Raw genomic sequence first — 26025 nt, 5'->3', positions numbered from 1 at the left:
GGCCCCCGTCGGGGCCTACAGCGGCAAGAGCGATCGCTCTTGCCGCTGGTCTCGCTTCCTAGCGGATATTGGCCAGGAAGCCGTGCACCTGGCCGCGCAGGCGCTCGGCTTCCACCGACAATTCGCCGGCGGCGGTGCGCACGGTGTGGGCGACCTGGCCGGTTTCGGTCACCGCCTGGCGGGCGGCGGTCACGTTGCCGGAGACCTGCTGCGTGCCGGTGGCCGCCTGCTGGACGTTGCCGGCGATCTCCGCCGTTGCGGCCCCCTGCTGTTCAACGGCCGCCGCCACGGCGGCGGTGATCTCGTTCATGCGGTTCACGGTCTGGCCGATGCCGGCGATGGCGTCCACGGCGGCATCCGTCATACCTTGGATTTCCGCCACCTTGGCCTGGATCTCCTCCGTCGCCTTGGCGGTTTGGGTCGCGAGGTTCTTCACCTCCGACGCCACTACCGCGAAGCCCTTGCCGGCCTCACCCGCCCGTGCCGCCTCAATGGTGGCGTTCAGCGCCAGCAGGTTGGTCTGCCCGGCGATGCCGGTGATCAGCGCCACGATGTCGCCCACCCGCGCGGCCGAGGCCGCCAGGTCGCCCATGGCGGTGCTGGTGCGGCCGACTTCGGCCACGGCGCCGGCCGCGATCTCCGACGACTGGGTGATCTGGCGGGCGATCTCATGGATGGAGGCGCTCAGCTCATCCGTCGCGGCGGCCACGGTGGCCACGTTGGCGCTGGTCTGCTCCGCGGCCGCGGCGGCCGAGGTGGTCTGGTCTTCCGCCCGGGCGGCGGCCGTGGTGGCGGCGTCTGCGCTGGCCGCCATCTCGGTCGTGGCGGCGGCGATGCCGTCCACCACCGTCTTCACGCTGCCCTCGAACTCGTCGGCCAGGCGGGCCAGGGCGGCCTTGCGCTCCCGCTCCGCCTCTTCCTTCATCCCTTCCTGGCGCTCGCGCAGGTGCACGGCCTCCGCCGAGCGGTCGCGCAGCACATTGACCGCCTGGGCCAGGGTGCCGATCTCATCCGTGCGGCTGGTGCCCGGCACGGTGACGCTGAGATCGCCGTCGGCCAGGCGGTTGGTGGTATTGGTCAGGCGCAGCAGGGGGCCGGTGATGCCCCGGCTGAGCCACAGGGCCAGGCCGAAGGTCGCCAGCGCCAGCAGCCCCACCGTGCCGGCGGTGCGATAGCCGCTGGCCCGGGCGGCCGCGTCCACGTCGTCGATGTAGATGCCGGAGGACACGACCCAGCCCCAGCCGCTGGTCAGCTTGTTGTAGGTGGCCTTGGGCGCCGGCGGCGCGCCCGTCTTGGGCGGCCAAACGTAATAGCTGAAGCCGCCACCCTCCTTGGCGCGCTGCAGCTGGTCCTGGGCATAGTGGACGCCGTTGGCGTCGACGCTGTCCATGTTGCGCTTGCCCTCCAGTGTGCGGCTTTGCCCGCTGGCCAGCGTCAGGCCCGTGTCATCGTGGATGATCAGGTAGTGGTCGCCGTCGTAGCGGAAGGCGCGGGCCAGGTCCAAGGCCAGCTCCTTGGCCTTGTCCTCCGGCATTTCACCCGCCTTCGCCTTGGCTTCCAGCGTCTGGATTTGCGATATCGCCGCCTCCACCGCCACGCGGGCGCGCGCCTGCCGCTCCTCCATCAGGGTCCGGCTGGAGGTGACGACGGTGACGGCGCCCAGCGCCGCCAGCGCGATTACGGCCAGCAGCGGAATGAGCAGGATGCGGCCGCTGATGCCGCGCAGCGCGTTCAGGAATGACATCGGTTACCACCAACCAGAAAGGGGCCCAGAAAAAGGGTGCGGCTTAACGCCGCCGCTCTAACAGCTGGCTATACCCGGACCTTGGACAAGGCACCGTTGCTATATTGACATCGTTGCCATCACGTTATGGGCGAAAGGTTTAAAGAACCCGTCGCATATAAGTGGCATCCGAGCCGTACGACGACACGTCCACTTGTTCATCCGGCGCGGGGCTGAAACCGCGCCGCCGCCAAAAGGCCCCGGAATTATTGACGGACAGCAGCCGCATCTCGCGGAAGCCGGCACTCCGCGCGTGCGCCGCCAACAAGTCCACCGCCATCTCGGCGTGACCCTTGCCGCGCGCGGCGGCGTCGATGGCGATGTCGTGGATGTAGTAGATGTCGGCGTCCGCCGGCAGGCCGCCCAGCAGGTGGTTCAGCTTGGGCACGCGGCCCCGCGCATAGGGGTGGCTGACCGCGTAGCCGGAAATACCGCCATTGGCCGTCTCCAACGTCAGGCAGCCGGCGGGGTAGGCCGCCAGCTTGTCGGCCATGATGTCCAGCGCCTCGAAGAAGTCGACATGGATGGGGCAGGCCAGGGTGAAGGCGGGGGGCAGGTCGGCCGCCGTCATGGGACGCCAAGGCATGGGATGGGCACCGGGTTGGACGGGGAGTGGCGAAGCCATGTGCGCCATGGGCGTCACGGCGTCAAGGGGGGCGTCAAGGGGGGATGGGCGCACCACCCGGCATGCGCGTCCAAACCGCTGTCTCGCACAATTATGCAGGACCTGACATGTCGCGGTGCCATTGGTGCCGGGACCGGCGCCGGCGCACCCTTCGCTGCGCGGGGATGCCCCGTTAAGCAGGGGCTTTCAGTGTGAGCCGACTGATCGGGTGCACCCCCGGTGCCAACCCTTTGGGAACCAAATCCATGAAACGCAGCCACCACATCACGTTGGCGGCCCTGGCCGCCGCGACGACGCTGTCGTTGAGCGGATGTGATTCAAAGCATGATCAGGATTGCAAGGCGGACCAGCAGGCGGACTGCCGTTCCGGCGGCGGTGGCCATGGCGGGGGCGCGAGCTATGTCGCCGGGTCCAAGTCCGGCGGCGTTGAAACCGGTGGTTTCGGCGAAAGCGCCGCCGCCCACGGCGGGGGTGGCGGTGAGGGAGGTGGCGGCCACGGCGGCGGTGGCGGTGGCGGTGGCGAGTAGGGAGGCCCGCGATCATGGAACGCGTTCGCTTCACCCCCCGGGCCGACTGGATCGCCCGTATCGAATCCCAGGGCCTGACCTATCACTCTCTGGGCCTGCCGCCCGGCAGTGAGGCCGACGGCCTGTGGTGGGATGAATCCGCCGCCTACGCCTTCACCGCCGGGGAGGTCGACAGGCTGGAGGCCGCGACCAACACGCTGCACCAGCTATGCCTGCAGGCGGTGGCGGCCGTGGTGGCGACGCCGCGCCTGATGGACCGCTTCGGCCTCAGCCCGGCCTACCGTGCCTATGTCATCGACAGCTGGCGGCGGGACGACCCCGCCCTCTATGGCCGCTTCGATTTGGCCTTCAACCCGGACCGGGAGGAACTGGCCGAACCCAAGATGCTGGAATACAACGCCGACACGCCCACCACCCTGATCGAATCGGCGGTGGTGCAATGGTTCTGGCTGCGCGACGTCCTGCCCGATGCCGACCAGTTCAATTCCATCCATGAGCGGCTGATCGCCCGCTGGCGGGAAATCGGCCGGCGCCAGCCATCCGGCGCCCTTGTCCACCTGTCGTCCTACGCCGACTATGAGGAGGAGTTGCGGACGGTGGAGTACCTGGTGGACACGGCGCGTCAGGCAGGGCTGAACGCCGCCCACCTGCCCATCACCCAGGTGGGCTGGGACAAGGACAAGACGCGCTTCGTTGACGCGGCGGGCCGGCCGCTGGCGCTGTGGTTCAAGCTCTATCCCTGGGAATGGCTGGCGGCGGAGCGCTTCGGCGTCCACCTCCCGACCGCCAACCTGACGGTGGTGGAGCCGCCGTGGAAGATGCTGCTGTCGCACAAGGCCATCCTGACCGTGCTGTGGGACCTGTTCCCCGACCATCCCAACCTGCTGCCCGCCGGCTTCACCGCCGAGGCCGTGGGGCCGGACTGGATCGCCAAGCCCATGCAGGCGCGCGAGGGCGCCAACATCCGCCTGGTGCGGGACGGCCGGGAGGTAGTGCGCACCCCCGGCGCCTACGGCCAGGGGCCCGTGGTTTACCAGCGTGCGGTGGACTTGGCCCGTGATGACGGCCGGCATGTGGTGCTGGGCGCCTGGGTGGTGGGGGACGAGGCCGCCGGCCTGTGCGTGCGCGAGGATCCAGGGCCCATCATCACCGGTACCTCACGCTTCTTACCGCATTACTTCCGCTAATCGGATGCGATGGCCGGGGCCGCCTTGCTCCGGTCATCGCATCCTTGTTAGGGTCCAGCCCATCGGGCCCCGAACCATTCGGGCGGGGACCATTGGGGCAAGCTTGGGGGTATCCCGCGTGACCGACACGTCGTCCGGCGTCGACCTGATGCAGATCGTGGCCGTGCTGGGCGCCGGCGTCGTGGCCGCCCCGCTGTTCAAGCGGCTGGGTTTCGGGGCCATCCTGGGGTATCTGGCCGCCGGCTTGGCCATCGGCCCCTTCGGCTTCCGCATCCTGGCCGATCCGGCGGCGGTGCTGCATTTCGCCGAGCTGGGCGTCGTCATGTTCCTGTTCCTCATCGGGCTGGAGATGCGGCCGGCCAAGCTGTGGACCCTGCGGCGCCAGATCTTCGGCCTGGGCGTGGCGCAGGCGGCCGTCTGCGGCGCGCTCATGACCATCGCCGGCGTGCTGGCCGGCTTTCCGCCCGCCGTGGCCTTCGTCGCCGCCATGGGCTTCGCCCAATCCTCCACCGCCGCCATCATCCAGACTCTGGAGGAGAAGGGGGAGATGTCGACCCCCTTCGGTCAGCGCGCGATGTCCATCCTGCTGCTGGAGGATTTGTCGGTGGTGCCCCTGCTGGCCGTCGTTGCGCTGCTGGCGCCGGAGGCTAGCCACGATCTGCGCGGCAGCTGGGTGGGTGTGGCCGTGGCCGCCGCCGCCGTGGCCGTGGTCATCGTGGCCGGGCGCTGGGTGCTGAACCCGCTGTTCGGCCTGCTGGCCGGGTCCCGGGTGCGTGAGGCCATGACGGCGGCGGCGCTGGCCGTGGTGCTGGGGGCGGCCCTGCTGATGGAAAGCAGCGGCCTGTCCATGGCCATGGGCGCTTTCCTGGCCGGGGTGCTGCTGTCCGGCTCCGGCTTCCGCCACCAGCTGGAGGCGGATATCGAGCCCTTCCGCGGTCTGCTGTTGGGCCTGTTCTTCATGGCGGTGGGCATGTCGCTGGACCTGTCGGTGGTGGCGGCGGAGTGGCGCATGGTGCTGCTGGTGCTGGCGGGCTGCGTCGTCACCAAGGCGGCCGGCATCTATGCCGTGGCCCGCATCTCCGGCGCCGATGGTCGGGAGTCCATCCAGCGCACCACCCTGTTTGCCCAGGGGGGCGAGTTCGCCTTCGTGCTTTATGGCGCCGGCATGGGCGTCGGCGTGCTAGATGGGCAGGTCAACGCCGTCATGACGGCCACCGTCATCCTGTCCATGGTGCTGACGCCCATGACCGTGCGCCTGGTGTGGAGCCTGCTGCCCGAACCGGCGCCGGACACCGCCGGCCTGGCGCGGCCGGATGGCCTCGACGGCGCGGTGCTGATCATCGGCTTCGGCCGTTTCGGCCAGGTGGTCAGCCAGACGCTGCTGGCGCGCGGACTGGATGTCACCATCATCGACACGGATGTGGAGATGATCCAGGCGGCCGCCAGCTTCGGCTTCCAGATCTATTACGGCGACGGCACCAACCTGGACGTGCTGCATGCGTCCGGCGCCGGGCGGGCCCGGGCGGTGGCGGTGTGCGTGGACGGCAAGGATACCGCCAACAAGATCGTGGATCTGGTGAAGTCCAGCTTCCCCCACGCCGGCCTGCTGGTGCGCGCCTACGACCGCCGCCACACCCTGCACCTGATCGCGGCGGGCGTGGACCTGCAGGTGCGCGAAACCCTGGAATCGGCATTGGCCTTCGGCCAGGGCGCGCTGGAATTCCTGGGGTTGTCCGAGGAAGAGGCGCGCGAGACGGCGGATGAGGTGCGGCGGCGTGATCAGGAGCGTGTGGCCTTGGAACAGGCCAGCGGCAAACTGACCGGCTTCAACCAGTTCCGGCCCAAGGAGCCCAAGCCCATGCCCCTGTTCCAGGCCGGCAAGGAGGCGCGGCCGCTCACACCGGAGACGCGGGAGATCGCGGCGCGGGGCACGCCGACCTGATGCCGGGCGGGTGGGCAAAGGTGCCAGTATTTTCCGCAGCTTGTCCCACAGGGCGCGGACCTGCGCGCAGGGTGTAGTACAAATAGGCGACAGGCCGTCCCCGCTGCTTGACAGGGCCTGTCGCATGGGGTGCAAATGCCGCCGACCAGGGCCTGCTACGGGATGCCCGATGGGGCCCGGCCAATTTCCAAGAACGGGGAAGTGGATGAAAAAGAAGCTGGTGCCGCTGCTGGCGGGATTGGTGGTGGCGGTGGCCGGTGCCGCCTGGGCGCAGAGCAAGACGGTCCACGTCTATAACTGGACCGACTACATCGGCGAGACCACGCTGGCCGATTTCACCAAGGCCACCGGCATCCAGACCAAGTACGACGTCTACACCGACCTGGAAACCCTGGAAGCTAAGCTGCTGACGGGCAATTCCGGCTACGACGTCATCGTCCCCACGGCCCAGCCCACCCTGCGCAAGTTCATCCAGGCGCAAGCGGTGCAGAAGCTGGACAAGTCCAAGATCCCCAACCTGAAGAACCTGGACCCCGTCCTGATGGCCCGCCTGGCGGAGGTGGATCCGGGCAACGAATACGCCGCCATCTACCAGTGGGGCACCGTCGGCATCGGCTACAACCCGGACAAGGTGAAGGCGGCGCTGGGCACCGCCACCATCGACAGCTGGAAGCAGGTGTTCGATCCGGAAAGCGCCAAGAAGCTGGCCAGCTGCGGCATCGTCGTGCTGGACAGCCCGGCTGACATCCTACCCTCCGTCCTCAACTATCTGGGCTTGCCGCCCAGCAGCGAGAAGTCGGACGACGTGAAGAAGGCGGGCGAGCTGATGTCCAGCATCCGCCCCTACATCAAGACCTTCGTCCCGTCCGTCATCGACCCGCTGGCCAGCGGCGACGCCTGTGTCGCCATCGGCTATTCCGGCGACGTGCTGCAGGCGCAGGCCCGCTCCGGCGGCAAGGTCAAGATCGACTACGCCATCCCGAAGGAAGGCGCCCAGCTGTGGTTCGACACCCTGGCCATCCCGGCCGGGGCGCCGAACGTGGCCGAGGCCTACGCCTACATCAACTATATGCTGGACCCCAAGGTGATGGCCGGCATCAGCAACGCCGTCTCCTACGCCAACGCCGTGCCGGCCTCGCTGCCCCTGCTGAAGCCGGAGATCAAGGACAACCCGCGCATCTATCCGCCCAAGGACGTGATGGACAAGCTGTTCACCATCAAGCAGTTGGCCCAGCGGGCAGAGCAGGAGCGCAACCGCACCTGGACCCGCATCAAGACCGGCCGTTAGGCCGCCCGGCTGGGGTCAGGGAACAGGGGCGCCGCCTGCCGGGGCGCCCTTTTTCTTGAGCCTTGGCCGCCCCACATTCCTGGCATTTTTGCGCGAAATCGCACCTGCGAAAAAACGCGCGGCCCAGGGCCGCAGACCCCATAGTTCCTGTGGACAGCGGGGGCGCGCCCTGGCATTCAGCAGGTTCGGAACGCTATTCCGGGCAGGCGGTTCCCTCATTCAGGAAGCGCCCATCGGACGTCCGCCATCGGGCCCACTTCCAACATCGTGATCCGCCGCCTCATGTCCGACGCCCCCGACCCTCGTCCCCGGCCGGCCGCCACCGGTCCCATTGGCAAATCGCCGGCCGCCAAATCACCGGCCGTGAAGTTCGAGCCCTGGCATGATCCGGCCGCCAAGCCGTACATCCGGATCGAGAAGGTGACGAAGCGCTTCGGCGACTTCACGGCCGTGGACAATGTCAGCCTGTCGATCTACCGGGGCGAATTCTTCTCGCTGCTGGGCGGGTCGGGATCGGGCAAGACGACGCTGCTGCGCATGCTGGCGGGGTTCGAGCAGCCGACCGAGGGCCGCATCTTCATCGACGGCGTCGACATGGCGGGCATCCCGCCCTACGACCGGCCGGTCAACATGATGTTCCAGTCCTACGCCCTGTTCCCCCACATGACGGTGGAGAACAACGTGGCCTTCGGCCTGCGCCAGGACGGCGTGCCCAAGGATGAAATCCGCACCCGCGTGGCGGAGATGCTGGAACTGGTGAAGCTCACCCCCTTTGCCAAACGCAAGCCGCACCAGCTGTCCGGCGGCCAGCGGCAGCGCGTGGCGCTGGCCCGCTCCCTGGTCAAGAAGCCCAAGCTGCTGCTGCTGGATGAGCCGCTGGGCGCCCTGGACAAGCGCCTGCGCGAGCAGACCCAGTTCGAGCTGGTGAACATCCAGGAAAAGCTGGGCGTCACCTTCGTGGTCGTGACCCACGACCAGGAGGAGGCCATGACCATGTCCACCCGCATCGCGGTCATGGACCATGGCGCCATCGCCCAGGTGGGCACGCCCACCGAGATCTACGAATACCCCAACAGCCGCTTCACGGCGGAGTTCATCGGGTCGGTGAACATGTTCGAGGGCAACATCGTGGAATCGGAGCCCGACCACTCCCTCATCCGCTCGGTGGAGGCCGGCTGCGACCTCTATGTCACGCACACCGCCCATCTGGCGGCGGGCAGCCACTGCTGGGTCGCCATCCGGCCGGAGAAGGTCAGCATCACCAAGGAAAAGCCGGCGGAGGCCGACGGTGGCCGGAACGTGACGCGCGGCGTGGTGCGCGAGATCGCCTATCTGGGCGACATTTCCATTTACCAGATCGACCTGGCCTCCGGTAAGCGCGTGCGGGCGACGGCGCCCAACGTGACCCGGCGGACCGAGCTGCCCATCACCTGGGACGATGAGGTCTGGCTGAGCTGGCGCCCGTTCGCCGGCGTCGTCCTGACGGACTGAGGGAAGGGGACCCGCCTTGGCCGTACCGTCGCCTTCCGCCGCACCGCAGCCGTCCGGCATCCTGCCGCCTGTGGCGCCGCGCACCCTCAAGGACCGCGTGCTGCGCGTCACCCGACGCCTGGGCCTCACCGGCCGGGGGGGCGTGATCCTGGGCCCCTACGCCTGGCTGGTCCTGTTCTTCTTCATCCCCTTCCTGATCGTGCTCAAGATCAGCGTGGCGGAGCCGGCGGTGGGCATCCCGCCCTTCACCAAGCTGATCGAGTGGGTGGACGGCGGGCTGGACGTGCACGTCCGCTTCAGCGGTTTCCAGGCGCTGTTCGATGACGACCTGTACCTGCTGGCCTATTTGAACTCGCTGAAGATCGCCTTCGTCTCGACGCTGTGCTGCCTTTTCATCGGCTACCCCATGGCCTACGCCATCGCCACGGCGCCGGAAAAACGGCGCGGGCCGCTGCTGATGCTGATCATCCTGCCGTTCTGGACCAGCTTCCTCATCCGCGTCTACGCGTGGATGAGCATCCTGAAGGACGAGGGGCTGCTGAACAACCTGCTGCTCAGCCTCGGCATCATCCATGAGCCGCTGAAGATCCTGTACACGGACCTCGCGGTTTATATCGGCATCACCTATTCCTACCTGCCCTTCATGATCCTGCCGCTGTACGCGACGCTGGAGAAGATGGACCACACGCTGCTGGAGGCGGCGGCGGACCTGGGCGCCCGGCCGTGGAAGTCCTTCCTGACCATCACCCTGCCGCTGTCGCTGCCGGGCATCGTCGCGGGCTCGCTGCTGGTGTTCATCCCGGCGGTGGGTGAGTTCGTCATCCCCTCGCTGCTGGGCGGATCCGATACGCTGATGATCGGGCGTGAGCTGTGGAACCTGTTCTTCAACAGCCGTGACTGGCCCTCGGCTTCCGCCGTCGCCATCGCCCTGCTGGCCTTCCTGGTGGGCCCCATCATGATCTTCCAGCACTTCCAGGGCCGCGACCAGGACAAGGGGGCCGCCCGATGAAAAAGTCCCGCCTGCCGATGGTCTTGCTGGGCGTGGGCCTGGCCTTCCTGTACCTGCCCATCGTGCTTCTCGTGGTCTATTCCTTCAACGACAACCGCTCGCTGACCGTCTGGACCGGCGCTTCGCTGCGCTGGTACCACGAGCTGATCGAGGACGGGCAGATGCTGGAGGCGGCGTGGCTGTCGCTGCGCATCGCCTTCGCCACCGCCTGCGGGGCCGTGGTGCTGGGCACGGTGGCCGGCCTGATGCTGGCCCGCTTCGGTGCCTTCCGCGGCCGGGCCCTGTTCGCCGGCATGATCTCCGCCCCCCTGGTCATGCCCGAGGTCATCATGGGCCTGGCGCTGCTGCTGCTGTTCGTCAGCGCGGAACAGCTGATCGGCTGGCCGGCGGGACGTGGGGTGCTGACCATCATCCTGGCGCACATCACCTTCACCATGTCCTTCGTGGCCGTGGTCATCCAGTCGCGCCTGGTCAGCATGGACGCCTCGCTGGAGGAGGCGGCGATGGACCTGGGCGCGCGTCCGGCCAAGGTGTTCTTCGTCATCACCCTGCCCATCATCGCCCCGGCCATCGTTTCGGGCTGGCTGCTGGCCTTCACCCTGTCGCTGGACGATCTGGTCATCACCAGCTTCGTCTCCGGCCCGGGTTCCACCACCCTGCCGATGATCGTCTTCTCCTCCATCCGTCTGGGCCTGAAGCCGGAGATCAACGCGCTGGCCACCATCGTGGTGGCGGTGGTCGCCACCGGCATCGGCCTGGCGGGTTTTCTGGAGGCCCGCCGCGCCCGCATCCGCGAGCGTGAGGAATGCCAGGCGGGACGGGTCTAACCCTCTCATCCAAAGCGCTGATTGCCAGCCTGTAGCACAGGCGGAATACTATTCTTTGCAACCGCCCCGATCCGGGGCGGTGGAGGATCGGACGCCATGACCTACACCCCCGGTTCCCCCGCTGCGGCGGGCTTTGTCATGCCCGGTGAGTGGCACCCGCACGACCGCTGCTGGATGGCCTGGCCCAACCGGGCGGAGACCTTCCCCAACGGGCTGGACGCCGCCCGCCGGGCCTATGCCGCCGTGGCTAAGGCCATCGCGCAGTTCGAGCCGGTGACCATCGTGGCCCCGCCGGGGGAGGTGGCCGACTCCTCCATCCTGTGCTCAGGCGCGCCGGTCAGCGTCATCCCCGTGCCCCTGTCCGACAGCTGGATCCGCGACAACGGCCCCAGCTTCGTCATCGACGGCAAGGGCGGCATCGGCGGGGTGGACTGGGACTTCAATGCCTGGGGCCGCAACTACGATGATTTCGAGGCCGACACCCAAGTGGCGGCGGAAATCCTGAAGGGCCTGGATGTTCCCCGCTTCAAGGCGCCGCTGATCATGGAGGGCGGTTCCTTCCATGTGGATGGCGAGGGCACGCTGATCACCACCGAGGAATGCCTGCTGAACCCCAACCGCAACCCCGGCCTGACGCGGGGGGAGATCGAGGGGCACTTGCGCGACTTCTTAGGGATCCGCCAGATCATCTGGCTGGGCAGGGGGTATGAGCAGGACGAAACCGACGGCCACATCGACGAGATCGCCTGCTTCATCCGCCCGGGCCTGGTGTTGGCCATGACGACGGACGATCCCGACGATCCCAACTTCGACACCTTCCAGGACAATATCGAGCGGCTGTCCATGGCGACTGACGCCCAGGGCCGGGAACTGGACATCGTCACCCTGCGCACGCCGGCGCGCCAGGAACAGGCGGGCGTGCGCCTGACCCTGTCCTACACCAACTTCTACTTGGCCAACGGCGGCGTGGTCCTGCCCGCCTTCGAGGACCCCATGGATGCGGAGGCGGCCAAGCTGTTCAGCCGCCTCTATCCCGACCGCCAGATCGTGCAGGTCCCGGCGCTGGACATCGTGCGCGGCGGCGGCGGCATCCATTGCATCACCCAGCAGCAGCCTCGCCCCTGAGAGTGGCGCGGCTGCTGCGTGGGCAGGCGTCGTTCATCAGTTCACCGTCGTCTGGGCCTGCTGCAGCGCGCCGCTCAGGTTGGTGACGCAGCGGTCGTAGATCTCGGTGCCCGCGGTCAGGCCGGCTTCGGCGCAGGCGGTTTTGCTGCGTTGCTCATGCATCTTCTTGGTCATGGACAGCGTCTCCTTCAGGCTGGCGACGCAGGCGGCGTACTGGGTGTCGGCGGGGCTGACGTGCAAGGCGTCCTGGCAGGCGCGGTCGATCGACGGGTGCACGGTGACGGTCGGCATTGCGTCGGCGGCCAGGACCGGCTGGGCGCCCAGGGCAAATAGGGTGGCGATGACGGCGGCGGAAGACTTCAACATAGCATGATCTCCTTCAAGGGCCGGCGTGCCAAGTGTCCGGCACGCTATCGGTGTGTGGGTGTTTTATAAGGGTGGGGGCATCTACTGGATTGGACAATTCAGTTGTTTATGGAACAATCACTGATGTTATTTTTATGAATATTTGTACAATTCAACCTTCTTTTTATATTTTCACCAGTTTGGGTGCAGTTAAAGGCGCACTGCTAAGGAAACGGATGGCAGCCGCCTGATTTTGCGTTTGGATTCGGGGCGACGGTGGGTGCATCGTCCGAAAAAGCCGCCGGTCGCCATCACCCCGAAGGCCGCGGTCCTTGTCAGACGGAAGCTCCACCATGATCGTCCGGGACCGGCCCGGCCTGTTGCGGCTGTTCTTCATCCTGCGCGGCTCCATCGTTCTGCGCATCCTGCCCCAGGTGCTGGTCATCTTCGTGTTGTCAGCGGGCGTGGTATGGGCGCGCGCCACCCATCCGGGCTGGGTGCCCGCCTTCAATGGCGCGCCTTTCGCCTTATTGGGCATCGCCCTGTCGGTGTTCTTGGGCTTCCGCAACAACGCCTGCTACGACCGCTGGTGGGAGGCGCGCAAGGACTGGGGCCAGCTGCTCTACACCGTGCGCGACCTGGGCCGGCAGACGCTGGTGCTGGACCGGGAGGGCCAGGGCGGGAAGGAGCCCAAGGCCGCGCGCCGCCAGCTGCTGCGCCTGGCCATGGCCTTTGGCCACGCCTTGGTCTGCCACCTGCGGCCCGGCGGCGACGCCACCAAGCCGCGCCGCTTCCTGTCGGCTGGCCAGCTGGCGGGCTTCGAGGCCAGCCGCAACCGCCCGGATTTCCTGCTGCGCCAGATGGGCCAAGTCCTGGCAGAGCTGCTGGCCGGCGGCTATGTCAGCGACATCCAGTACACGGTGCTGGAGAGCACGCTGGGCCGCATGTCGGCCGTCCTGGCGGCGTGCGAGCGCATTCGCAACACGCCGGTGCCCTTCGGCTACACCCTGTTGCTGCATCGCACGGCCTATCTATTCTGTTTCCTGCTGCCCTTCGGCTTCGCCGACGTCCTGCACTGGGGCACGCCCTTCATCACCGGGCTGGTGGCCTACACCTTCTTCGGCCTGGACGCCCTGGGGGACGAATTGGAGGAGCCGTTCGGCACCCGGCTCAACGCCCTACCGATCGAGGCGCTGGCCGACACCATGGAGATCAATTTGCGCGAGACGCTGGGGGAGACGGACCTGCCATCCCTGCCGCAGCCCAAGGGCCACGTGCTGATGTGATCGCCGGCGGCCCGCGCCCTGGGACAGGGCGCGGGGCCGAAAGGGGGCGGTCAGTTCGGGGCCAGCAGCACCTGGTTCAACGCGCCGTCCAGGTTGGCGACGCAGCGTTCGAATCCGTTGGTGCCAGGCGTAAGCCCCACCTCGGCGCAAGCGTTGCCGGTGGGTGCCGGGCGATGATTCTGGGGTTGGGCGGCGGCAACGGCCTGGTTCAGGGTGGCGACGCAGGCGGCATAATCGGTGTTGTTGACGGTCAGTCCCAAGGTCGACTGGCAGGCATGCTGGACAGTGGCGGTGCCGGGGGCCGTGACGGTGACCGTCAGCGGGGCGGCCGCGAAGGCCGGGGCGGCGACACTGGCACCCAGCAGGGCGGCGACGACGCCGGTTTTAATAAGCATCGGCAAAGTCCGGGTGTTCATGGCCTTTACTCCATGTTGAGAAGGTCGGTTTTTAAGAGCGGATTTTTAAAGGATGCCCGCTTCGAGAGCGGGCGGAGGCTCAGTTCGCGGACAACTGGGCCTGGGTCAGGGCGCCATCCAGGTTGGCGACGCAGCGGCCATAGTCGGCGGTGCCGGGGGCCAGACCCGCGTCGGCGCACGCGGTGTTGGCAGGCGTCTGCGGCTGGGTGCCAGCGGCGCGGACCCCAGCGGCGTGCGCCTGGGCCAGCGTGGCGACGCAGGCCGCGTAGCCACTGTCGTTGACGGTCAGGCCCAGGGTCTGTTCGCAGGTGTGCTGGATGGTGGTGGCCTCGGGGGCGGCGACCGGGGCGGCAAATGCCGGGGCGGCGAGGGCGGCGGCGCCCGTCAAGGCGGCGGCGACGGTGATCCTGATCGATGCAGACAGAGTCCGGGTGTTCATGGCCTAAGCTCCTTTAATTTGACATCGCGTTGAGGGGGTTTTGTTTTTCCCGCGCTGGGGATGCCAATAAGACGCCGGCCAGATCGCTTTATTCCCGGGCACGAAAATTTTTTTGAATTTTTTTGAGAGGCGGAAAACTCAGCCTTCCACGAAGGCGCGCAGGCGGGAAAGGGCGTCTTCCCATTGTGCCGATACGGTGTCGAGATAGCCGCGCGCCGCCGCCACCGGTTCCGGCTGGAAGGCGAAGCGGCTTTCCCGGCCCACCCGCACACAGGCCACCAGGCCGGCATCCTGCAGCACGTGCAGATGCTTGGTCACCGCCTGGCGGGTCAGGGTGGTGTCGGCCGACAGGGCGGCGATGGACCGCGCGTGCCCATCGCTGAGGCGGGACAGCAGGGACAGGCGGGTGGAATCGCCCAGGGCGGCGAAGACCGTGGCGGGGTTGGCGGCGGGGTTGGCCGCGACGGCCTCAGTCATTCATCGGCCCCTCGATATGGGCGCGGATGTTGTGCGCCTGGGCTGTCCACCCGCCCTCGTTCATGCGCAGCGCCTCGACCCGGCGATGGTCGGGCAGGGTGTCGAAGCCGCTTTCGGTGATGGTCAGCAGGGTGCCACCGTCCCGCTCCTCCAGCTTGAATTCCACCAGGGTCGGTGTTTCGCTGGAATAATCCTTCTCCGGATCCACGGCGTAGGGATGCCAGGTGTAAGAGAACAGGTGCGGTTCCTCCATCCGCACCACGGTGGCCCGCCACTTCACATGCTCATAGCCCGGGTGGGTGATGCGGCCGGTCGCGTCCTGCCCCGGGACGAAGGGCCCGTCCAGCTTGACCCTGAACCAGGTGCCGAATTCCTCATGGTCGGTCAGGGCGCGCCACACCCGGGAGATGGGGGCCTTCAACTCGATATATTTGCGAATATGATCGGACATTTTGCGCAACCTCCTGGTTGCCGTTTTATAGCCTGCCCAAACAAAAACGGCAACCTAGTGGTTGCCGTTTTAATCCAGTAACCGATCTGTACAAGCGCGGGGACGACGTTTGGTTCGCCGCCATGCCCGCGAAAGCTCAAATCTTCGTGCGCAGCTGCCGACGCGCCTCGTCCGCCAAGGGGTGCAGCGCCTGGGCCGAGGCGTCGGCCACCAAGCTGTAGCCCATACCGCGGTTGCACCAGGTGACGCCGCCGACATCGTCCTTCTGGTGCTCGGTCATGGGGGCGTCGCCGTCCTGCTTCATGGGCCGCACCAGCATGGCGATGCGGTTGCCGCTGCTGTCGTCGTAGAAGAACATGGCGCCCGGGCCGTGGGCGGTGGCGACCAGGCGCCCGCCCATGAACCGGTAGCCGGAGGCCGACAGGTCGGGCACCGCCACCTTGCGGTCCAGCCGCTGCGACACCCAGCGCAGCAGCTGCTCCTGCTCGCCCGCGTGCATTTCCACCGGCCGCACGGCGTCGGCGGCGTAGACGCGGTAATTGTCCATGGCCTCCTGAGTCAGCATGCTCTCAGGGTTCATCGACGCCTTGCCGGCGGTGATGCCGTGCATGGACCAGCCGCCGGCCCCGCCGATCAGCACCAGGGCCACGGCGGCGGCGATGTTGCGCCAGAGGCCGGCCCCCGGAGCAGAGAGCCACGAGTGCGCCTGGCGGTGTTGCCGCGCCTCGATCAGGCGGGCCAGGTTCAGGCGGTCGGGCACCGGCTCTTCCGCGATGGGGGCCAGGGCGGCGCGCAAGGCCTGACGCTGGGCGGCGTAGGCGGCCACCCGCCGGGCGGCGTCGGGGTGGGTGGACAGGTACTCCTCAACCTCCTCTTGGCGCCGCTCGTCCAGGGCGTGGTCGACGTAGGCCTGGAAGTCTTCTTCGGTGATGGGGCGGCCGGGGTTCATTTCACTCTCCTGAAAATTCCAGCGCCGAAAACGGGGCGATGGATGGTGGCGCCGCCCTTCGCAGCCTCCTGCGCGGGGGCGCCCTCCATCTTCTGCAACAGCTTTTCCCGCGCCCGGGCCAGGCGGGACATGACGGTGCCGATGGGGATGTCCAGAACCCGCGCGGCCTCGGCATAGGTCAGGTCTTCCACCGATACCAGCAACAGCACGCTGCGCTGGTCCTCCGGCAGGCTTTGCAGGGCCTGCATCACATCGGCGTGGTGCAGCGCGTCCTCCTGCGTCGCCGGCCGGGCGATCATGGCCTCGTCCACACCGTCGTCCAGGGTGACATGGCTGCCGCGCCGCCGGTTTTGGCGCATATGGCTGACGGCCAGGTTGTGCAGGATGGTGAACAGCCAGGTGCGGGCGTCACCGTCCTGCCGCCGCTGGTGCCAGCGGGTGATGGCCCGCTCCAGACAATCCTGCACCAGATCGTCCGCCGTGGCGTGATCCTTCACCAGCGCCCGGGCATAACGGCGCAGTGGAGGAATCAGCGGCTCGACCAGCAGCATCATGTCGTTCATGGCACGCATCCCTCGGTCCGGGGTCCACCGTCAGCGACGGGTGCGCCAGGCCGCCATGCTCTGGAACACGCCATCCTTGAAAATGAGGCCATGCATCAGGGCGGCGGACAAGTGGGCGATCACCGTGAGGAACAAAGCGTACGCCAGATAGGTGTGCAGGTGGCGCAGGGATGCGTACAGCCCCCTGTCCGGCGACAGCAGCGGCGGGAGGTGCACAGCACCCCAGACGGTGATGGGGTAGCCGCCGGCCGACAGCATGGACCAGCCCACCAGCGGCAGGGCGATCATCAAGGCGTACAGCACCAGGTGTGACAGGTGGGCGACGGCCTTCTGCGGCGCCGGCATGTCCGCCGGCAGCGGCGGCGTGCCCTTGGCGGCACGCACGGCCAGGCGGATCAGCACCAGCAGCAGCAGGGTGACGCCCACCGACTTGTGCAGCGGCACCAGCCAGTTGTGGCTGGCCCCGACGGTGGAGACCATGCCCACGCCGATGAACAGCATGGCGATGATCAGAACGGCCATCAGCCAATGCAGCAGCCGGGCGGCGCCGCTGAACGTGGTCGATTTCATTGCGCGGACTCCTTGGCGGCGGGCTGGCTGGAAGCGGGGGCGGGGAAGGCCTTGTCGGCCGCCAGCGCGCTGGCAGCCGCGGGTTCACCTGTGCGGCGGGTGTAGCCCACGGCGTAGACGGAGGAACGCGCGGCCAGCAGCGGATCGTCGGAGGGCGACACGCCGGCGGGCAGGATGGTGGGGTCGAAGTTCACGTCGCGACAGGGGCCGTCATCCTCGGCCACCGCGCGGTCGATGGTCAGCATGCCGACCTCCACCCGCTGCCGGTCGTCCGGCCAGGGCTTAGTGGCGTCGTCGGTGGGATCGCCGGCGTTGGGCAGGATGACGGACAGATGCCAAACCAGCGGGCCCTGGGCGAGGCGGCCCGCGACCTCATCGAACAGGAAGTCGCGCGGCCGGTCGGCCAGCGTCGCCTTGTCCAGCTCCTCGAACGGCGCCTCGGGAGTGAAGATCCAGCGCACCACCCGGGTCTGGCCCCGGTCGTTGGTGAAGCGGAAGGCGTTGACGCTGTTGTAGTTGGCGTTGGCGAAACTGCTGGGCAGGGGCGCCTTGGCCATATAGTCGGCAAAGGCCTTGGTTTCCGGATGCTGCGCCATGTAGGCCTGCACCTTGGCCGGATCTGGCTTACCCGTTGCGGGGTCGGGCGTGGTCGCCAGCTGGAAGTCGAGGAATGCCTGCGGCGTGGCCACGGGGAACACGGGCACGTGGTTCAGCGCCATGCGCCATTGTTCGCCCTGCGGCAGGTCGAACTTCAGTGCCAGGCTGTGGAAGGTGACGCGGCCGTCACCGGCGTTGGGCACGCCGCCGGCCAGCGAGAAGCGGCCGATGACCGGGGTGGTGGCCTGGCGGAACAGGCTGGCCTTGCTGAGGGCCAGGCCCTGGCCGTTGCCGTCGAAATGGCCGACCACGCATAGCCCCTTGGCATGGGCGCGACGGAAGCCGTCATGTTTGCCGTCATGGCCCTCCAGCGCGTTCACGATCTGGGTCGGCTGCAGCCGGCCGGGCGATAGCCAGCCGCCGGCATAGGCGAAGGCGGCGGTGGCCCCGCCCGCGACGGCGGCGATGGCCAGCAGCGACACCAGGCTGCGGCGGCTGAGGATATCCTGAACTCGATAGCCAGGCATGGGCGGGGTCCCTTTCGGCCTTGGAAACGGGCCCCCAAGGGGGCCGCACCCCCCATTGACGCCGCCGCCGGCGGATTATTCCAGACGGGGCGAAATTTTTTCTATTGAAGCGACGTCAATGCGCGAAGCCGGGGCAAGCGTCGTCGTCCTGCACGCCATCCGCCTGCGTGCCGCCCTTGTCCGTGGCGGCGGCGATGGCGGTCAGGCTGAGGGCGCAGACGGCCAGGCCTGCGCCCAGCCAGGGCAAATTCCCGTAGGCTACGCCATGGTCGATGGCGATGCCGCCGAACCAGGCGCCGAGCGCGTTGCCCATGTTGAAGGCGCCCTGATTCAGGGTGGAGGCGAGGTTGGGCGCGCCGCGCGCCTGGTCCACCACCCGCATCTGCAAGGGGGAGCCGACGGAGAAGGCGGCGATGCCCCAGAGCACCAGCGTGGGCACGACGCCCAGGGGCGTGGCGCTGGTCCATACCAAGGCCACCAGGATCAGGGTGATGATGCCGAAGGTGGTCATGACCACGGGCATCATCTTCCAGTCGGCCAGGCGCCCACCCACCAGGTTGCCCACCGTCAACCCCACGCCGAACAACAGCAGGACGTAGGTGACCTGATCGGGGGTGAAGCCGGTGACACGCTCCAGCAGCGGGGTGATGTAGGTTAGCACGCTGAACAGGCTGGCGGAGGAGATGACGCTGATCATCATGGCCATGGCGACCTGGGGGCGGCCCAGCACGCGGAACTCGCCCAGCAGGCTGCCGCCGCTGCTGCCCGGCAAGCCGCGCGGCAGCCACAGGGTCAGGGCGGCGGCGGCGATGACGCCAATGGCGACCACGGCCCAGAAGGTGGCGCGCCAGCCCAGCTCATGCCCCAGCGCCGTACCCAGGGGCACGCCCAGCACGTTGGCCAGCGTCAGGCCGGAAAACATCAGGGATATGGCCTGGCCCCGCTTGTGCCGCGGCACTAGGCCAGCCGCCACCACGGCGCCAATGCCGAAGAAGGTGCCGTGCGACAGGGCGGTGACGATGCGCGCCGCCATCAGCAGCCCGTACGTGGGCGCCACCGCGCAGCAGAAGTTGCCGAAGATGAAGATGCCCATCAGACCGATCAGCGCGCTTTTGCGCGGCAGCCGCGCGGTCGATACCGCCAGGATGGGGGCGCCCACCACCACGCTCAAGGCATAGGCGGTGACCAGCATGCCGGCCTGCGGGATGGTGACGCGCAGATCCTGCGCCAGATCCGGCAGCATGCCCATGATCACAAACTCGGTCGTGCCAATACCGAAGGAGGCGATGGCGAGGGCGAGCAGGGGCAATGGCACTGGAATCACTCCGGAATCGGCGACGCTATCGTGGATGCCCTTAGCATCGCCGAAAATAGGTAAGCGCTGTCATGCTGCGTTGCAGCAGGAGGCATGACGCTACGGGATGGCGGTCTGGGAACTTTGTGAAGGTCGCTTATTCGGGCGCGCGCAGCCAGCGCTCGGCCGCCGCCGCCGCCCGTTCCGCATAGCCGGGCTGGTCCGGACCCAGCAGGGGCAGGCCCCATTCCGCCACCACGCGGGCGATGCCGGCCGCGTCCACGGGCAGGCCCAGTTCCTTCAGGCGCCAGGCCATGTTCATCTCCTGGCCCCAGAAATAGATCCGGGTGGCGCCGGTGTTGGCGGCCATGGTCCGCACCTGGGCCTCACGGCCCAGGCCGTGCAGTGGCAGCCAGATGTCGGCCAGCAGGGTGTCGAAGGGCTGGCCGTCCACCGGCGTCCAGGTGTAGGCGTCGCCCTGGTGGATGGTGATCTTGGCGGCGGCCTCGGACGGCAACTGGCGGAAGATGCCGGACTGTTCCACCGCCGCCAGCACTTCCGGATCGAACTCCACCACGGTGACGGCGGTGACGGCGGGGTTCAGGGCGGCGTTGGCCACGGCCCAGCCCATGCCCATGCCCATCACCACCGTACGGCCACTGGCCAGCTGACAGCCGATCTCCTGGCTTTCCGTTTCCATGGGCGTCATCGACATCCAGGCGCGGGTGTTGCCGCTGTCGTGGCGGATCAGCGCCGCCATGTTTTCCACCATGCGCGGCCCGGACCAATAGCCGGGACAGATGACCAGGGCCGCCAGCCGCATCTCCCACCGTTCCCCCATGAAGGGCTGGTAGGTGGGGTAGAACAGGGGGAAGGCGGCGGTGTCGGGCATGCGGAACTCCGGACCAGAAGGGGCGATCGGGGCCAAGAAAAAAGCCGCCGGCGCCGGGGGCGCGGGCGGCTTTGATCGACGTATCAAGGCATCGGGTCTCTGAAGCTCAAGGGTTTACTTCAGGTCATCGGCCTTGCTGATGATGTGGGTGACGATGCCGTAATCCTTGGCCTCTTCCGCCGACATCCAGAAGTTACGGTCCGTGTCCTGCTCGATCTTCTCAAGCGGCTGGCCGGTCTCACGGGCGATGATGCTGTTCAGACGCTTGCGCATCTTCACGATCTCGCGCGCCTCGATGGCGATGTCGGTGGCCTGGCCGCCGGTGCCGCCCATCGGCTGGTGGATCAGGAAGCGGGTGTTGGGCAGGCAGTAGCGGTTTTCCTTGGCCGCACCCAGGAAGATGTGCGCGCCGGCGCTGGCCACCCAGCCGGTGCCCAGGACCAGGACGCGCGGGCGGATAAACTGCAGCACGTCGTGGATGCTGTCGCCGCTTTCGACATGGCCGCCTTGGGAGTTGATCACCAGGCGGATGGGGTCGTCGCTCTCGGCCGCCATGGCGAGCAGCTGGGCGACCGTGCTCTCGGCGATCTTCTGGTTGATCTCACCGAAAAGCAGGATGGTGCGGCTCTTGAACAGGCTTTGGGCCACGGGGGAGAAGGGCGCGCCTTTGGACTTCTCCTCCTTGCCGCCTTCCGGAGCGGACTCGGGGGCGTCGGGTTCTTCGTCGTCGAAGCGGATCGGCAGGGTCACCAGGATCTCCTTGGGAACGAACAAGGCGGGGGCCAGACCGGCGGCCCATCCGCGCACCCTTATCAGGTAGCGGGATTCGCCGCCCCATTCAACCCGCCCGTGACAGAAGGCTTTTACCATGATCGGCTACCCCGGCCGGTCTAGCAAGGGTGGCGCGCCGCTCTCGGCATCGGTAAAGGTTAAGGCCGCATCGGCTGGAGACGGGATCACATGATGGGGCAGGGGCCGGCACCCTTCCTGGAATTGCAGGGCGTGACCAAGCGCTATCCCAACGGGACGCTGGCGCTGACCGACATCTCGCTGGCGGTGGGCGCGGGGGAGTTCCTGGCCATCGTCGGCGCCAGCGGCTGCGGCAAGAGCACCATCCTGCGCCATGTCGCCGGCCTGGTGGCACCCACGTCCGGCCGCATCGCCTGGGCCCAGCCGGCCGCCACCGGCGGTATCGGCCCAGGTGGGATAGGCATGGTCTTTCAAGAGCCGACACTCATGCCCTGGGCCCGCATCCAGGACAATGTCCGCCTGCCGCTGGACCTGGCCAAGGTGCCGCGCGCCGAAGCCGACGCCCGCGTCAGCGCCCTGCTGGCCCAGGTGGGGTTGGCCGATTTCGCCCGGGCCTATCCGCGTGAGCTGTCGGGCGGCATGAAGATGCGCGCCTCCATCGCCCGCGCCCTGGTCACCCGGCCGCGCCTGCTGCTGATGGATGAGCCGTTCGCGGCGTTGGATGAGATCACGCGGCAGAAGCTGAACGACGACCTGCTCGCCCTGTGGCGGGAGCAGCGCTTCACCGCCATGTTCGTGACCCACAGCGTCTATGAGGGCGTGTACCTGGCCAATCGCGCCATCGTCATGGCCCCCCGGCCGGGACGCATCCATGCCGACATCCCGCTGGATCTGCCCTATCCCCGGGACGAGGCCCTGCGCACCGACGCCCGATACGCCGCCGCGTGCCGCACGGTTTCCTTGGCTCTGGCGGAGGCTATGCGGCCACCGGGGCGGCCATCGGGGGAGAGTGCGGCATGAACACGGTGCGTCGCGTGGCCCCCGTCATCCTGGGCGGGATCGTCCTGGCGGCTTGGGAGGGACTGGTGCGCCTGTTGGCCGTGCCTGCCTTCGTCCTGCCGCCGCCCAGCGCGGTGGTGGCGGCCCTGCTGGCCGATCCCAACACGCTGGGCCTGTCGCTTTGGTTCACGCTGACCGTGACCTTGCAGGCCTTCGCCCTGGCGGTGGTGGGCGGGGTGGCGCTGGCCATCCTGTTCACCCGGTCGCCGCTGCTGGCCTCCGCCCTCTATCCCTACGCCGTCATTCTGCAGGTGACGCCGGTAATGGCCATAGCGCCCCTGCTGCTGGTCTGGGTGGGGTATGAGCGGGTGGATCTGGCGCAGCTGATCCTGGCCTGGATCGTCGCCTTCTTCCCCATCCTGGGCAACACCACCCTGGGCTTGCGCTCGGCCGACGCGGGTCTGCGCGACCTGTTCCGCCTCTATGGCGCCAGCAAGTGGCAGGTGCTGTGGCGGCTGGAACTGCCCTCGGCCTTGCCCTACCTGCTGGCGGGCATGAAGATCTCGGGCGGCCTGGCGCTGATCGGCGCCGTGGTGGCGGAGTTCGTGGCAGGGTCAGGGACGGGCAGCGGCCTGGCCTGGCGCATCGTCGACGCCAGCAACCGCCTGAACACGCCCCGCATGTTCGCGGCCCTGGCGCTGCTTTCCCTGCTGGGCATCACCATCTTCGCGCTGCTGTCTCTGGTGCAGCGCCTGGCGCTCCGGCGGTGGCACGACAGCGAGGCAAGCCGCTCGTGATGTACCAAGGGCATGAGGAGGAGCCTCATGCCCTGGTAGGCCACGGCCCTGTTTACGTAAATGGGGGGCCGCCGGAGCGTTTTGGGGAGCGTAGCGGACTGAAACGCGAGGATAAGCCCAAGGGCGCGGATGCGCCCGCCCGGCGTCTGAGGGTCTGCTGACCTACTTGTCGTAGTTCAGCAGCGACAGCACCGGCACATCCAGCTTCTTGCGGCCTTCCAGGAAGTCCAGCTCGATCAGGAAGGCGGCGGCGCGCACGTCGGCGCCGACGTCGCGCAACAGCTTGATGGCGGCGGTCATGGTGCCGCCGGTGGCCAGCAGGTCGTCCACCACCACCACGCGCTGGCCGGGTTTCACCAGGTCGGCCTGGATCTCCACCGTGTCGCTGCCGTACTCCAGATCATAGGAGTGGCGCACCACGTCGCCCGGCAGCTTGCCCTTCTTGCGCACCATGGCGAAGCCCAGGCCCAACTTCAGCGCCAGGGGGGCGGCCATCAGGAAGCCGCGGGACTCGATGCCCACGATGAAATCGACGCCCGTTTCCTGGATCAGTCGGGCCATGCGGCCCATGGCGACGGCCCAGGCGTCGGCGTGCGCCAGCAGCGGCGAGATGTCGTAGAACAGGATGCCGGGCTTGGGATAGTCCGGGACGCCGCGGATGTGGCTCTTCAGGTCCATGGGGAAAGGCCTCGGGGGAAACGGAAACGCCCCGGTCCCGGGGCGCGAAATCATAGGGGAGGCTGGTCCGGCATGCCAGCGCCAAGCCGTGCCGCAACCGCCCAATGGACACCTCGCGGCCGCTGCTGTTGACCCGCAGCGGGCCTTTCTGTCAAGTGAAGGACGAGCAAGGCCGCCCGGCGCCCCCGTCAGGAGGGGGCGGGGACGGCGAAGGGGCGAGATGGCGGCGGCAGGCAGCGGCGTGATCAAGACGGCATGGGACGGCGACCATTGGTTGCTGGCCGCACTGGGCCGTTGGGATCTGGCGGGGGCGGAGCATCTGGACACGGCGCTGACCCGCCTGAAGCCGGAGCGCAAGCCGGGCCAGGTGCTGCTGGACCTGTCCGGCCTGTCGGGCATGGACACCGCCGGCGCCCTGGTGCTGGACCGCCTGATCGAGCGCCTGCGGGCGGAGGGGGAAACGGTAGCCGTGGTCGGCGCGACGCCGGCCCAGTGCACCCTGCTGCGCGACGTGCGTCGCGCCGTGGTGCGCCATCCCGAGGTCACCACGCCGCACCGGCCCTTTCACGACCTGCTGGAGCGGGTGGGCAAGGGTGCCTTCAGCTTGGCGCAGGACGCGTTCCAGTTGCTGAGCTTCTTCGGGCTGGTGTTCATCACCATCGCCCGCGTAGCCCGCAATCCGCGCCGTTTCCGCTGGACGGCCTTCTTCTTCCACCTGGAACAGGTGGGCCTGAACGCCCTGCCCATCATCGGCCTGCTGACCTTCCTGATCGGCGTGGTGCTGGCCTATCAGAGTGCTGATCAGCTGCGGCGATTCGGCGCCGAAATCTTTGTCGTCAACCTGCTGGGCATCGGCATCCTGCGCGAACTGGGGGTGCTGATCACCTCCATCATCGTCGCCGGCCGCTCCGGTTCCGCCTTCACCGCGCAGATCGGCACCATGAAGGTGAACCAGGAGGTGGACGCCATGCAGGTGCTGGGGCTGGACCCCATCGAGATGCTGGTGCTGCCCCGCCTGGCCGCCCTGTTCGTGGCCCTGCCGTTGGTCAGCTTCTACGCCGACGTGGTGGGGCTGTTCGGCGGCGCGGTCATGTCCTACGGCACGCTGGACATCACGCTGGGCCAGTTCCTGCGGCAGTTGCAGGTGGCGGTCAGCCCGACCACCATGCTGGTGGGCCTGATCAAGGCGCCGGTCTTCGCCATGGTCATCTCGCTGGTCGGCTGCTTCGAGGGCCTGAACGTGACCGGCAGCGCCGAAAGCGTGGGCAAGCTGACCACCCGGTCGGTGGTCGAATCCATCTTCCTGGTGATCGTGCTCGACGCGCTGTTCTCCATCCTTTTCTCCTATCTCAAGATCTGAGGGACGCCGATGAGCCTTGGCAACTCAGAGGGGGGCAACCTGGTGGGAGACCCGGTGGGAGACAACATGACGCCGGTCATCCAGGTGCGCGGCCTGGTCACCCGCTTCGGCCGCCAGACGGTGCATGACGGGGTAGATCTGGATGTGCGCCGGGGCGAGGTGATGGGCGTGGTCGGCGGGTCCGGCACGGGCAAGTCCGTGCTGCTGAAGGAGATCATCGGCCTGTTGCGCCCCACCGCCGGCCGGGTGGAGGTGCTGGGCACCAACATGTGGACGGCCGACAGCGCCGCCCGTCGCACTATCCAGAGCCGCTGGGGCGTGCTGTTCCAGGACGGCGCCCTGTTCAGCTCCATGACCGTGGCGGAGAACGTCATGGTGGCGCTGAAGGAGCACACGGATCTTGAGGACTGTCTGATCCAGGAACTGGCCCGCATCAAGATTTCCATGGTGGGCCTGCCGCCGGACAGCTGCTCCAAATACCCGTCCCAGCTGTCGGGCGGCATGCGCAAGCGCGCCGGCCTGGCCCGCGCCCTGGCGCTGGATCCGGAAATCCTGTTTCTGGATGAGCCGACGGCCGGCCTGGACCCCATCGGTGCCGCCGCTTTCGATGAGCTGATTGGGACATTACAGCGCAGCTTGGGCCTGACCGTCGTCATGGTTACCCATGATTTGGACAGCCTTTATGCCATTTGCGATCGCATCGCGGTGCTGGTCGACCGTAAGATGAGGGTGGGAACCATTGACATGTTGCTGGCGGACACGCATCCCTGGATCCATGACTACTTCCATGGACCGCGCGGCCGCGCGGCCGTGAAGAGCTGAGCAGTTAGG

28 protein-coding genes are annotated in these 26025 nt (G+C 67.7%); 13 read left to right on the top strand and 15 right to left on the bottom strand.

From position 1 onward, the window contains the following. Positions 1-58 precede the first annotated feature (58 nt). Positions 59-1744, bottom strand: coding sequence for a methyl-accepting chemotaxis protein (locus tag P5F91_RS15170; RefSeq protein WP_145609178.1), 1686 nt, complete (start codon positions 1742-1744; stop codon positions 59-61). 139 nt (positions 1745-1883) lie between these two features. After that, a complete protein-coding gene (locus P5F91_RS15165; protein ID WP_277907540.1) occupies positions 1884-2369 on the bottom strand; it encodes a GNAT family N-acetyltransferase in 486 nt (161 codons plus the stop codon). Between the two features lie 284 nt (positions 2370-2653). On the opposite strand from P5F91_RS15165, the gene P5F91_RS15160 reads away from it, so the two are divergent. The 8 genes from P5F91_RS15160 to P5F91_RS15125 all read left to right on the top strand — a co-directional run bounded on the left by P5F91_RS15160 (position 2654) and on the right by P5F91_RS15125 (position 11804). After that, positions 2654-2935 (top strand): hypothetical protein, encoded by a 282-nt coding sequence (locus P5F91_RS15160; RefSeq protein WP_186454573.1) that lies wholly within the window; start codon positions 2654-2656, stop codon positions 2933-2935. Positions 2936-2949: 14 nt separating this feature from the next. Continuing rightward, positions 2950-4122 carry a glutathionylspermidine synthase family protein gene (locus P5F91_RS15155; RefSeq protein ID WP_277907538.1) on the top strand — a complete coding sequence of 391 codons (1173 nt, stop codon included), beginning with the start codon at positions 2950-2952 and terminating at the stop codon, positions 4120-4122. 118 nt (positions 4123-4240) lie between these two features. Further along, the gene (locus P5F91_RS15150) at positions 4241-6064 is read left to right on the top strand and encodes a monovalent cation:proton antiporter-2 (CPA2) family protein (protein ID WP_277907537.1); all 1824 of its coding nucleotides are present in this window, start codon (positions 4241-4243) and stop codon (positions 6062-6064) included. A 205-nt stretch (positions 6065-6269) separates the two neighbouring features. Then, positions 6270-7352: a polyamine ABC transporter substrate-binding protein gene (locus tag P5F91_RS15145; RefSeq protein ID WP_145609183.1), complete on the top strand. Its 1083-nt coding sequence runs from the start codon at positions 6270-6272 to the stop codon at positions 7350-7352. A gap of 363 nt (positions 7353-7715) precedes the next feature. Next, positions 7716-8843 carry an ABC transporter ATP-binding protein gene (locus tag P5F91_RS15140; protein ID WP_145609752.1) on the top strand — a complete coding sequence of 376 codons (1128 nt, stop codon included), beginning with the start codon at positions 7716-7718 and terminating at the stop codon, positions 8841-8843. A gap of 97 nt (positions 8844-8940) precedes the next feature. Then, positions 8941-9852, top strand: a complete 912-nt coding sequence (locus P5F91_RS15135; RefSeq protein ID WP_277907884.1) for an ABC transporter permease subunit — start codon at positions 8941-8943, stop codon at positions 9850-9852. Further along, entirely contained in the window at positions 9849-10679 is an 831-nt protein-coding gene (locus P5F91_RS15130) for an ABC transporter permease subunit (protein ID WP_277907536.1), read from the top strand. Before P5F91_RS15135 ends, P5F91_RS15130 begins: the two co-directional genes overlap by 4 nt. Positions 10680-10775: 96 nt before the next feature. Further along, on the top strand, positions 10776-11804 hold the full coding sequence (locus P5F91_RS15125; protein WP_277907535.1) for an agmatine deiminase family protein: 1029 nt from the start codon (positions 10776-10778) through the stop codon (positions 11802-11804). Between the two features lie 36 nt (positions 11805-11840). Here P5F91_RS15125 and P5F91_RS15120 read toward each other — a convergent pair whose 3' ends face one another. Next, the gene (locus P5F91_RS15120; protein ID WP_145609185.1) at positions 11841-12170 is read right to left on the bottom strand and encodes a hypothetical protein; all 330 of its coding nucleotides are present in this window, start codon (positions 12168-12170) and stop codon (positions 11841-11843) included. Positions 12171-12502: 332 nt separating this feature from the next. Here P5F91_RS15120 and P5F91_RS15115 point away from each other — a divergent pair, with 332 nt between their 5' ends. After that, positions 12503-13435, top strand: a complete 933-nt coding sequence (locus P5F91_RS15115) for a bestrophin family protein (protein ID WP_277907534.1) — start codon at positions 12503-12505, stop codon at positions 13433-13435. 50 nt (positions 13436-13485) lie between these two features. On the opposite strand, the gene P5F91_RS15110 is transcribed toward P5F91_RS15115, so the two are convergent. The 11 genes from P5F91_RS15110 to P5F91_RS15060 form a co-directional block, all read right to left on the bottom strand. Further along, positions 13486-13830 carry a hypothetical protein gene (locus P5F91_RS15110; RefSeq protein WP_277907533.1) on the bottom strand — a complete coding sequence of 115 codons (345 nt, stop codon included), beginning with the start codon at positions 13828-13830 and terminating at the stop codon, positions 13486-13488. A 100-nt stretch (positions 13831-13930) separates the two neighbouring features. Further along, on the bottom strand, positions 13931-14290 hold the full coding sequence (locus P5F91_RS15105; RefSeq protein ID WP_277907532.1) for a hypothetical protein: 360 nt from the start codon (positions 14288-14290) through the stop codon (positions 13931-13933). A gap of 138 nt (positions 14291-14428) precedes the next feature. Then, complete coding sequence (locus P5F91_RS15100; RefSeq protein ID WP_277907531.1) at positions 14429-14767, bottom strand: ArsR/SmtB family transcription factor; 339 nt, start codon at positions 14765-14767, stop codon at positions 14429-14431. Then, entirely contained in the window at positions 14760-15218 is a 459-nt protein-coding gene (locus P5F91_RS15095; protein WP_145609190.1) for an SRPBCC family protein, read from the bottom strand. The genes P5F91_RS15100 and P5F91_RS15095 overlap by 8 nt, the downstream gene beginning before the upstream one ends. Before the next feature lie 136 nt (positions 15219-15354). Continuing rightward, a complete protein-coding gene (locus P5F91_RS15090) occupies positions 15355-16167 on the bottom strand; it encodes an anti-sigma factor family protein (protein WP_145609191.1) in 813 nt (270 codons plus the stop codon). Further along, the gene (locus P5F91_RS15085) at positions 16164-16730 is read right to left on the bottom strand and encodes a sigma-70 family RNA polymerase sigma factor (protein WP_277907529.1); all 567 of its coding nucleotides are present in this window, start codon (positions 16728-16730) and stop codon (positions 16164-16166) included. Before P5F91_RS15085 ends, P5F91_RS15090 begins: the two co-directional genes overlap by 4 nt. 30 nt (positions 16731-16760) lie before the next feature. Beyond that, positions 16761-17300: a cytochrome b gene (locus P5F91_RS15080; RefSeq protein WP_277907528.1), complete on the bottom strand. Its 540-nt coding sequence runs from the start codon at positions 17298-17300 to the stop codon at positions 16761-16763. After that, positions 17297-18424 carry a catalase family peroxidase gene (locus P5F91_RS15075; protein WP_277907527.1) on the bottom strand — a complete coding sequence of 376 codons (1128 nt, stop codon included), beginning with the start codon at positions 18422-18424 and terminating at the stop codon, positions 17297-17299. Before P5F91_RS15075 ends, P5F91_RS15080 begins: the two co-directional genes overlap by 4 nt. Before the next feature lie 115 nt (positions 18425-18539). Next, a complete protein-coding gene (locus P5F91_RS15070; RefSeq protein ID WP_145609195.1) occupies positions 18540-19739 on the bottom strand; it encodes an MFS transporter in 1200 nt (399 codons plus the stop codon). 136 nt (positions 19740-19875) lie between these two features. Beyond that, positions 19876-20610, bottom strand: coding sequence for a hypothetical protein (locus tag P5F91_RS15065; RefSeq protein ID WP_277907526.1), 735 nt, complete (start codon positions 20608-20610; stop codon positions 19876-19878). Between the two features lie 114 nt (positions 20611-20724). After that, positions 20725-21360, bottom strand: coding sequence for an ATP-dependent Clp protease proteolytic subunit (locus tag P5F91_RS15060; protein WP_416235224.1), 636 nt, complete (start codon positions 21358-21360; stop codon positions 20725-20727). A gap of 210 nt (positions 21361-21570) precedes the next feature. Here P5F91_RS15060 and P5F91_RS15055 point away from each other — a divergent pair, with 210 nt between their 5' ends. Further along, the gene (locus P5F91_RS15055) at positions 21571-22380 is read left to right on the top strand and encodes an ABC transporter ATP-binding protein (protein ID WP_145609197.1); all 810 of its coding nucleotides are present in this window, start codon (positions 21571-21573) and stop codon (positions 22378-22380) included. Further along, positions 22377-23156, top strand: a complete 780-nt coding sequence (locus P5F91_RS15050; RefSeq protein WP_277907525.1) for an ABC transporter permease — start codon at positions 22377-22379, stop codon at positions 23154-23156. The genes P5F91_RS15055 and P5F91_RS15050 overlap by 4 nt, the downstream gene beginning before the upstream one ends. Positions 23157-23318: 162 nt before the next feature. Here the strand turns inward: P5F91_RS15050 and P5F91_RS15045 are convergent, their stop codons facing one another. After that, the gene (locus tag P5F91_RS15045) at positions 23319-23834 is read right to left on the bottom strand and encodes an adenine phosphoribosyltransferase (RefSeq protein ID WP_145730052.1); all 516 of its coding nucleotides are present in this window, start codon (positions 23832-23834) and stop codon (positions 23319-23321) included. A 220-nt stretch (positions 23835-24054) separates the two neighbouring features. Between P5F91_RS15045 and P5F91_RS15040 the strand changes: the two genes are divergently transcribed. Further along, the gene (locus P5F91_RS15040) at positions 24055-25194 is read left to right on the top strand and encodes an MlaE family lipid ABC transporter permease subunit (protein ID WP_145609200.1); all 1140 of its coding nucleotides are present in this window, start codon (positions 24055-24057) and stop codon (positions 25192-25194) included. 9 nt (positions 25195-25203) lie between these two features. Next, positions 25204-26016 (top strand): ABC transporter ATP-binding protein, encoded by an 813-nt coding sequence (locus P5F91_RS15035; protein ID WP_479684992.1) that lies wholly within the window; start codon positions 25204-25206, stop codon positions 26014-26016. The last annotated feature ends 9 nt before the right edge of the window (positions 26017-26025 follow it).

The sequence above is a fragment of the Nitrospirillum amazonense genome (assembly GCF_029594735.1).
Taxonomy (GTDB): Bacteria; Pseudomonadota; Alphaproteobacteria; order Azospirillales; family Azospirillaceae; genus Nitrospirillum; species Nitrospirillum amazonense.
Note: the sequence above shows the minus strand (reverse complement) of the source record. Positions and strands in the feature narration are given on the sequence as shown.

Coding starts and splice junctions, on each gene's coding strand:
- P5F91_RS15160 (WP_186454573.1), top strand. CDS start 2,654: ATGAAACGCAGCCACCACATCACGTTGGCGGCCCTGGCCGCCGCGACG.
- P5F91_RS15120 (WP_145609185.1), bottom strand. CDS start 12,170: ATGTTGAAGTCTTCCGCCGCCGTCATCGCCACCCTATTTGCCCTGGGC.
- P5F91_RS15055 (WP_145609197.1), top strand. CDS start 21,571: ATGATGGGGCAGGGGCCGGCACCCTTCCTGGAATTGCAGGGCGTGACC.
- P5F91_RS15115 (WP_277907534.1), top strand. CDS start 12,503: ATGATCGTCCGGGACCGGCCCGGCCTGTTGCGGCTGTTCTTCATCCTG.
- P5F91_RS15045 (WP_145730052.1), bottom strand. CDS start 23,834: ATGGACCTGAAGAGCCACATCCGCGGCGTCCCGGACTATCCCAAGCCC.
- P5F91_RS15170 (WP_145609178.1), bottom strand. CDS start 1,744: ATGTCATTCCTGAACGCGCTGCGCGGCATCAGCGGCCGCATCCTGCTC.
- P5F91_RS15065 (WP_277907526.1), bottom strand. CDS start 20,610: ATGCCCGACACCGCCGCCTTCCCCCTGTTCTACCCCACCTACCAGCCC.
- P5F91_RS15145 (WP_145609183.1), top strand. CDS start 6,270: ATGAAAAAGAAGCTGGTGCCGCTGCTGGCGGGATTGGTGGTGGCGGTG.
- P5F91_RS15075 (WP_277907527.1), bottom strand. CDS start 18,424: ATGCCTGGCTATCGAGTTCAGGATATCCTCAGCCGCCGCAGCCTGGTG.
- P5F91_RS15095 (WP_145609190.1), bottom strand. CDS start 15,218: ATGTCCGATCATATTCGCAAATATATCGAGTTGAAGGCCCCCATCTCC.
- P5F91_RS15100 (WP_277907531.1), bottom strand. CDS start 14,767: ATGACTGAGGCCGTCGCGGCCAACCCCGCCGCCAACCCCGCCACGGTC.
- P5F91_RS15080 (WP_277907528.1), bottom strand. CDS start 17,300: ATGAAATCGACCACGTTCAGCGGCGCCGCCCGGCTGCTGCATTGGCTG.
- P5F91_RS15105 (WP_277907532.1), bottom strand. CDS start 14,290: ATGAACACCCGGACTCTGTCTGCATCGATCAGGATCACCGTCGCCGCC.
- P5F91_RS15085 (WP_277907529.1), bottom strand. CDS start 16,730: ATGAACGACATGATGCTGCTGGTCGAGCCGCTGATTCCTCCACTGCGC.
- P5F91_RS15040 (WP_145609200.1), top strand. CDS start 24,055: ATGGCGGCGGCAGGCAGCGGCGTGATCAAGACGGCATGGGACGGCGAC.
- P5F91_RS15110 (WP_277907533.1), bottom strand. CDS start 13,830: ATGCTTATTAAAACCGGCGTCGTCGCCGCCCTGCTGGGTGCCAGTGTC.
- P5F91_RS15050 (WP_277907525.1), top strand. CDS start 22,377: ATGAACACGGTGCGTCGCGTGGCCCCCGTCATCCTGGGCGGGATCGTC.
- P5F91_RS15165 (WP_277907540.1), bottom strand. CDS start 2,369: ATGCCTTGGCGTCCCATGACGGCGGCCGACCTGCCCCCCGCCTTCACC.
- P5F91_RS15125 (WP_277907535.1), top strand. CDS start 10,776: ATGACCTACACCCCCGGTTCCCCCGCTGCGGCGGGCTTTGTCATGCCC.
- P5F91_RS15090 (WP_145609191.1), bottom strand. CDS start 16,167: ATGAACCCCGGCCGCCCCATCACCGAAGAAGACTTCCAGGCCTACGTC.
- P5F91_RS15035 (WP_479684992.1), top strand. CDS start 25,204: ATGAGCCTTGGCAACTCAGAGGGGGGCAACCTGGTGGGAGACCCGGTG.
- P5F91_RS15130 (WP_277907536.1), top strand. CDS start 9,849: ATGAAAAAGTCCCGCCTGCCGATGGTCTTGCTGGGCGTGGGCCTGGCC.
- P5F91_RS15155 (WP_277907538.1), top strand. CDS start 2,950: ATGGAACGCGTTCGCTTCACCCCCCGGGCCGACTGGATCGCCCGTATC.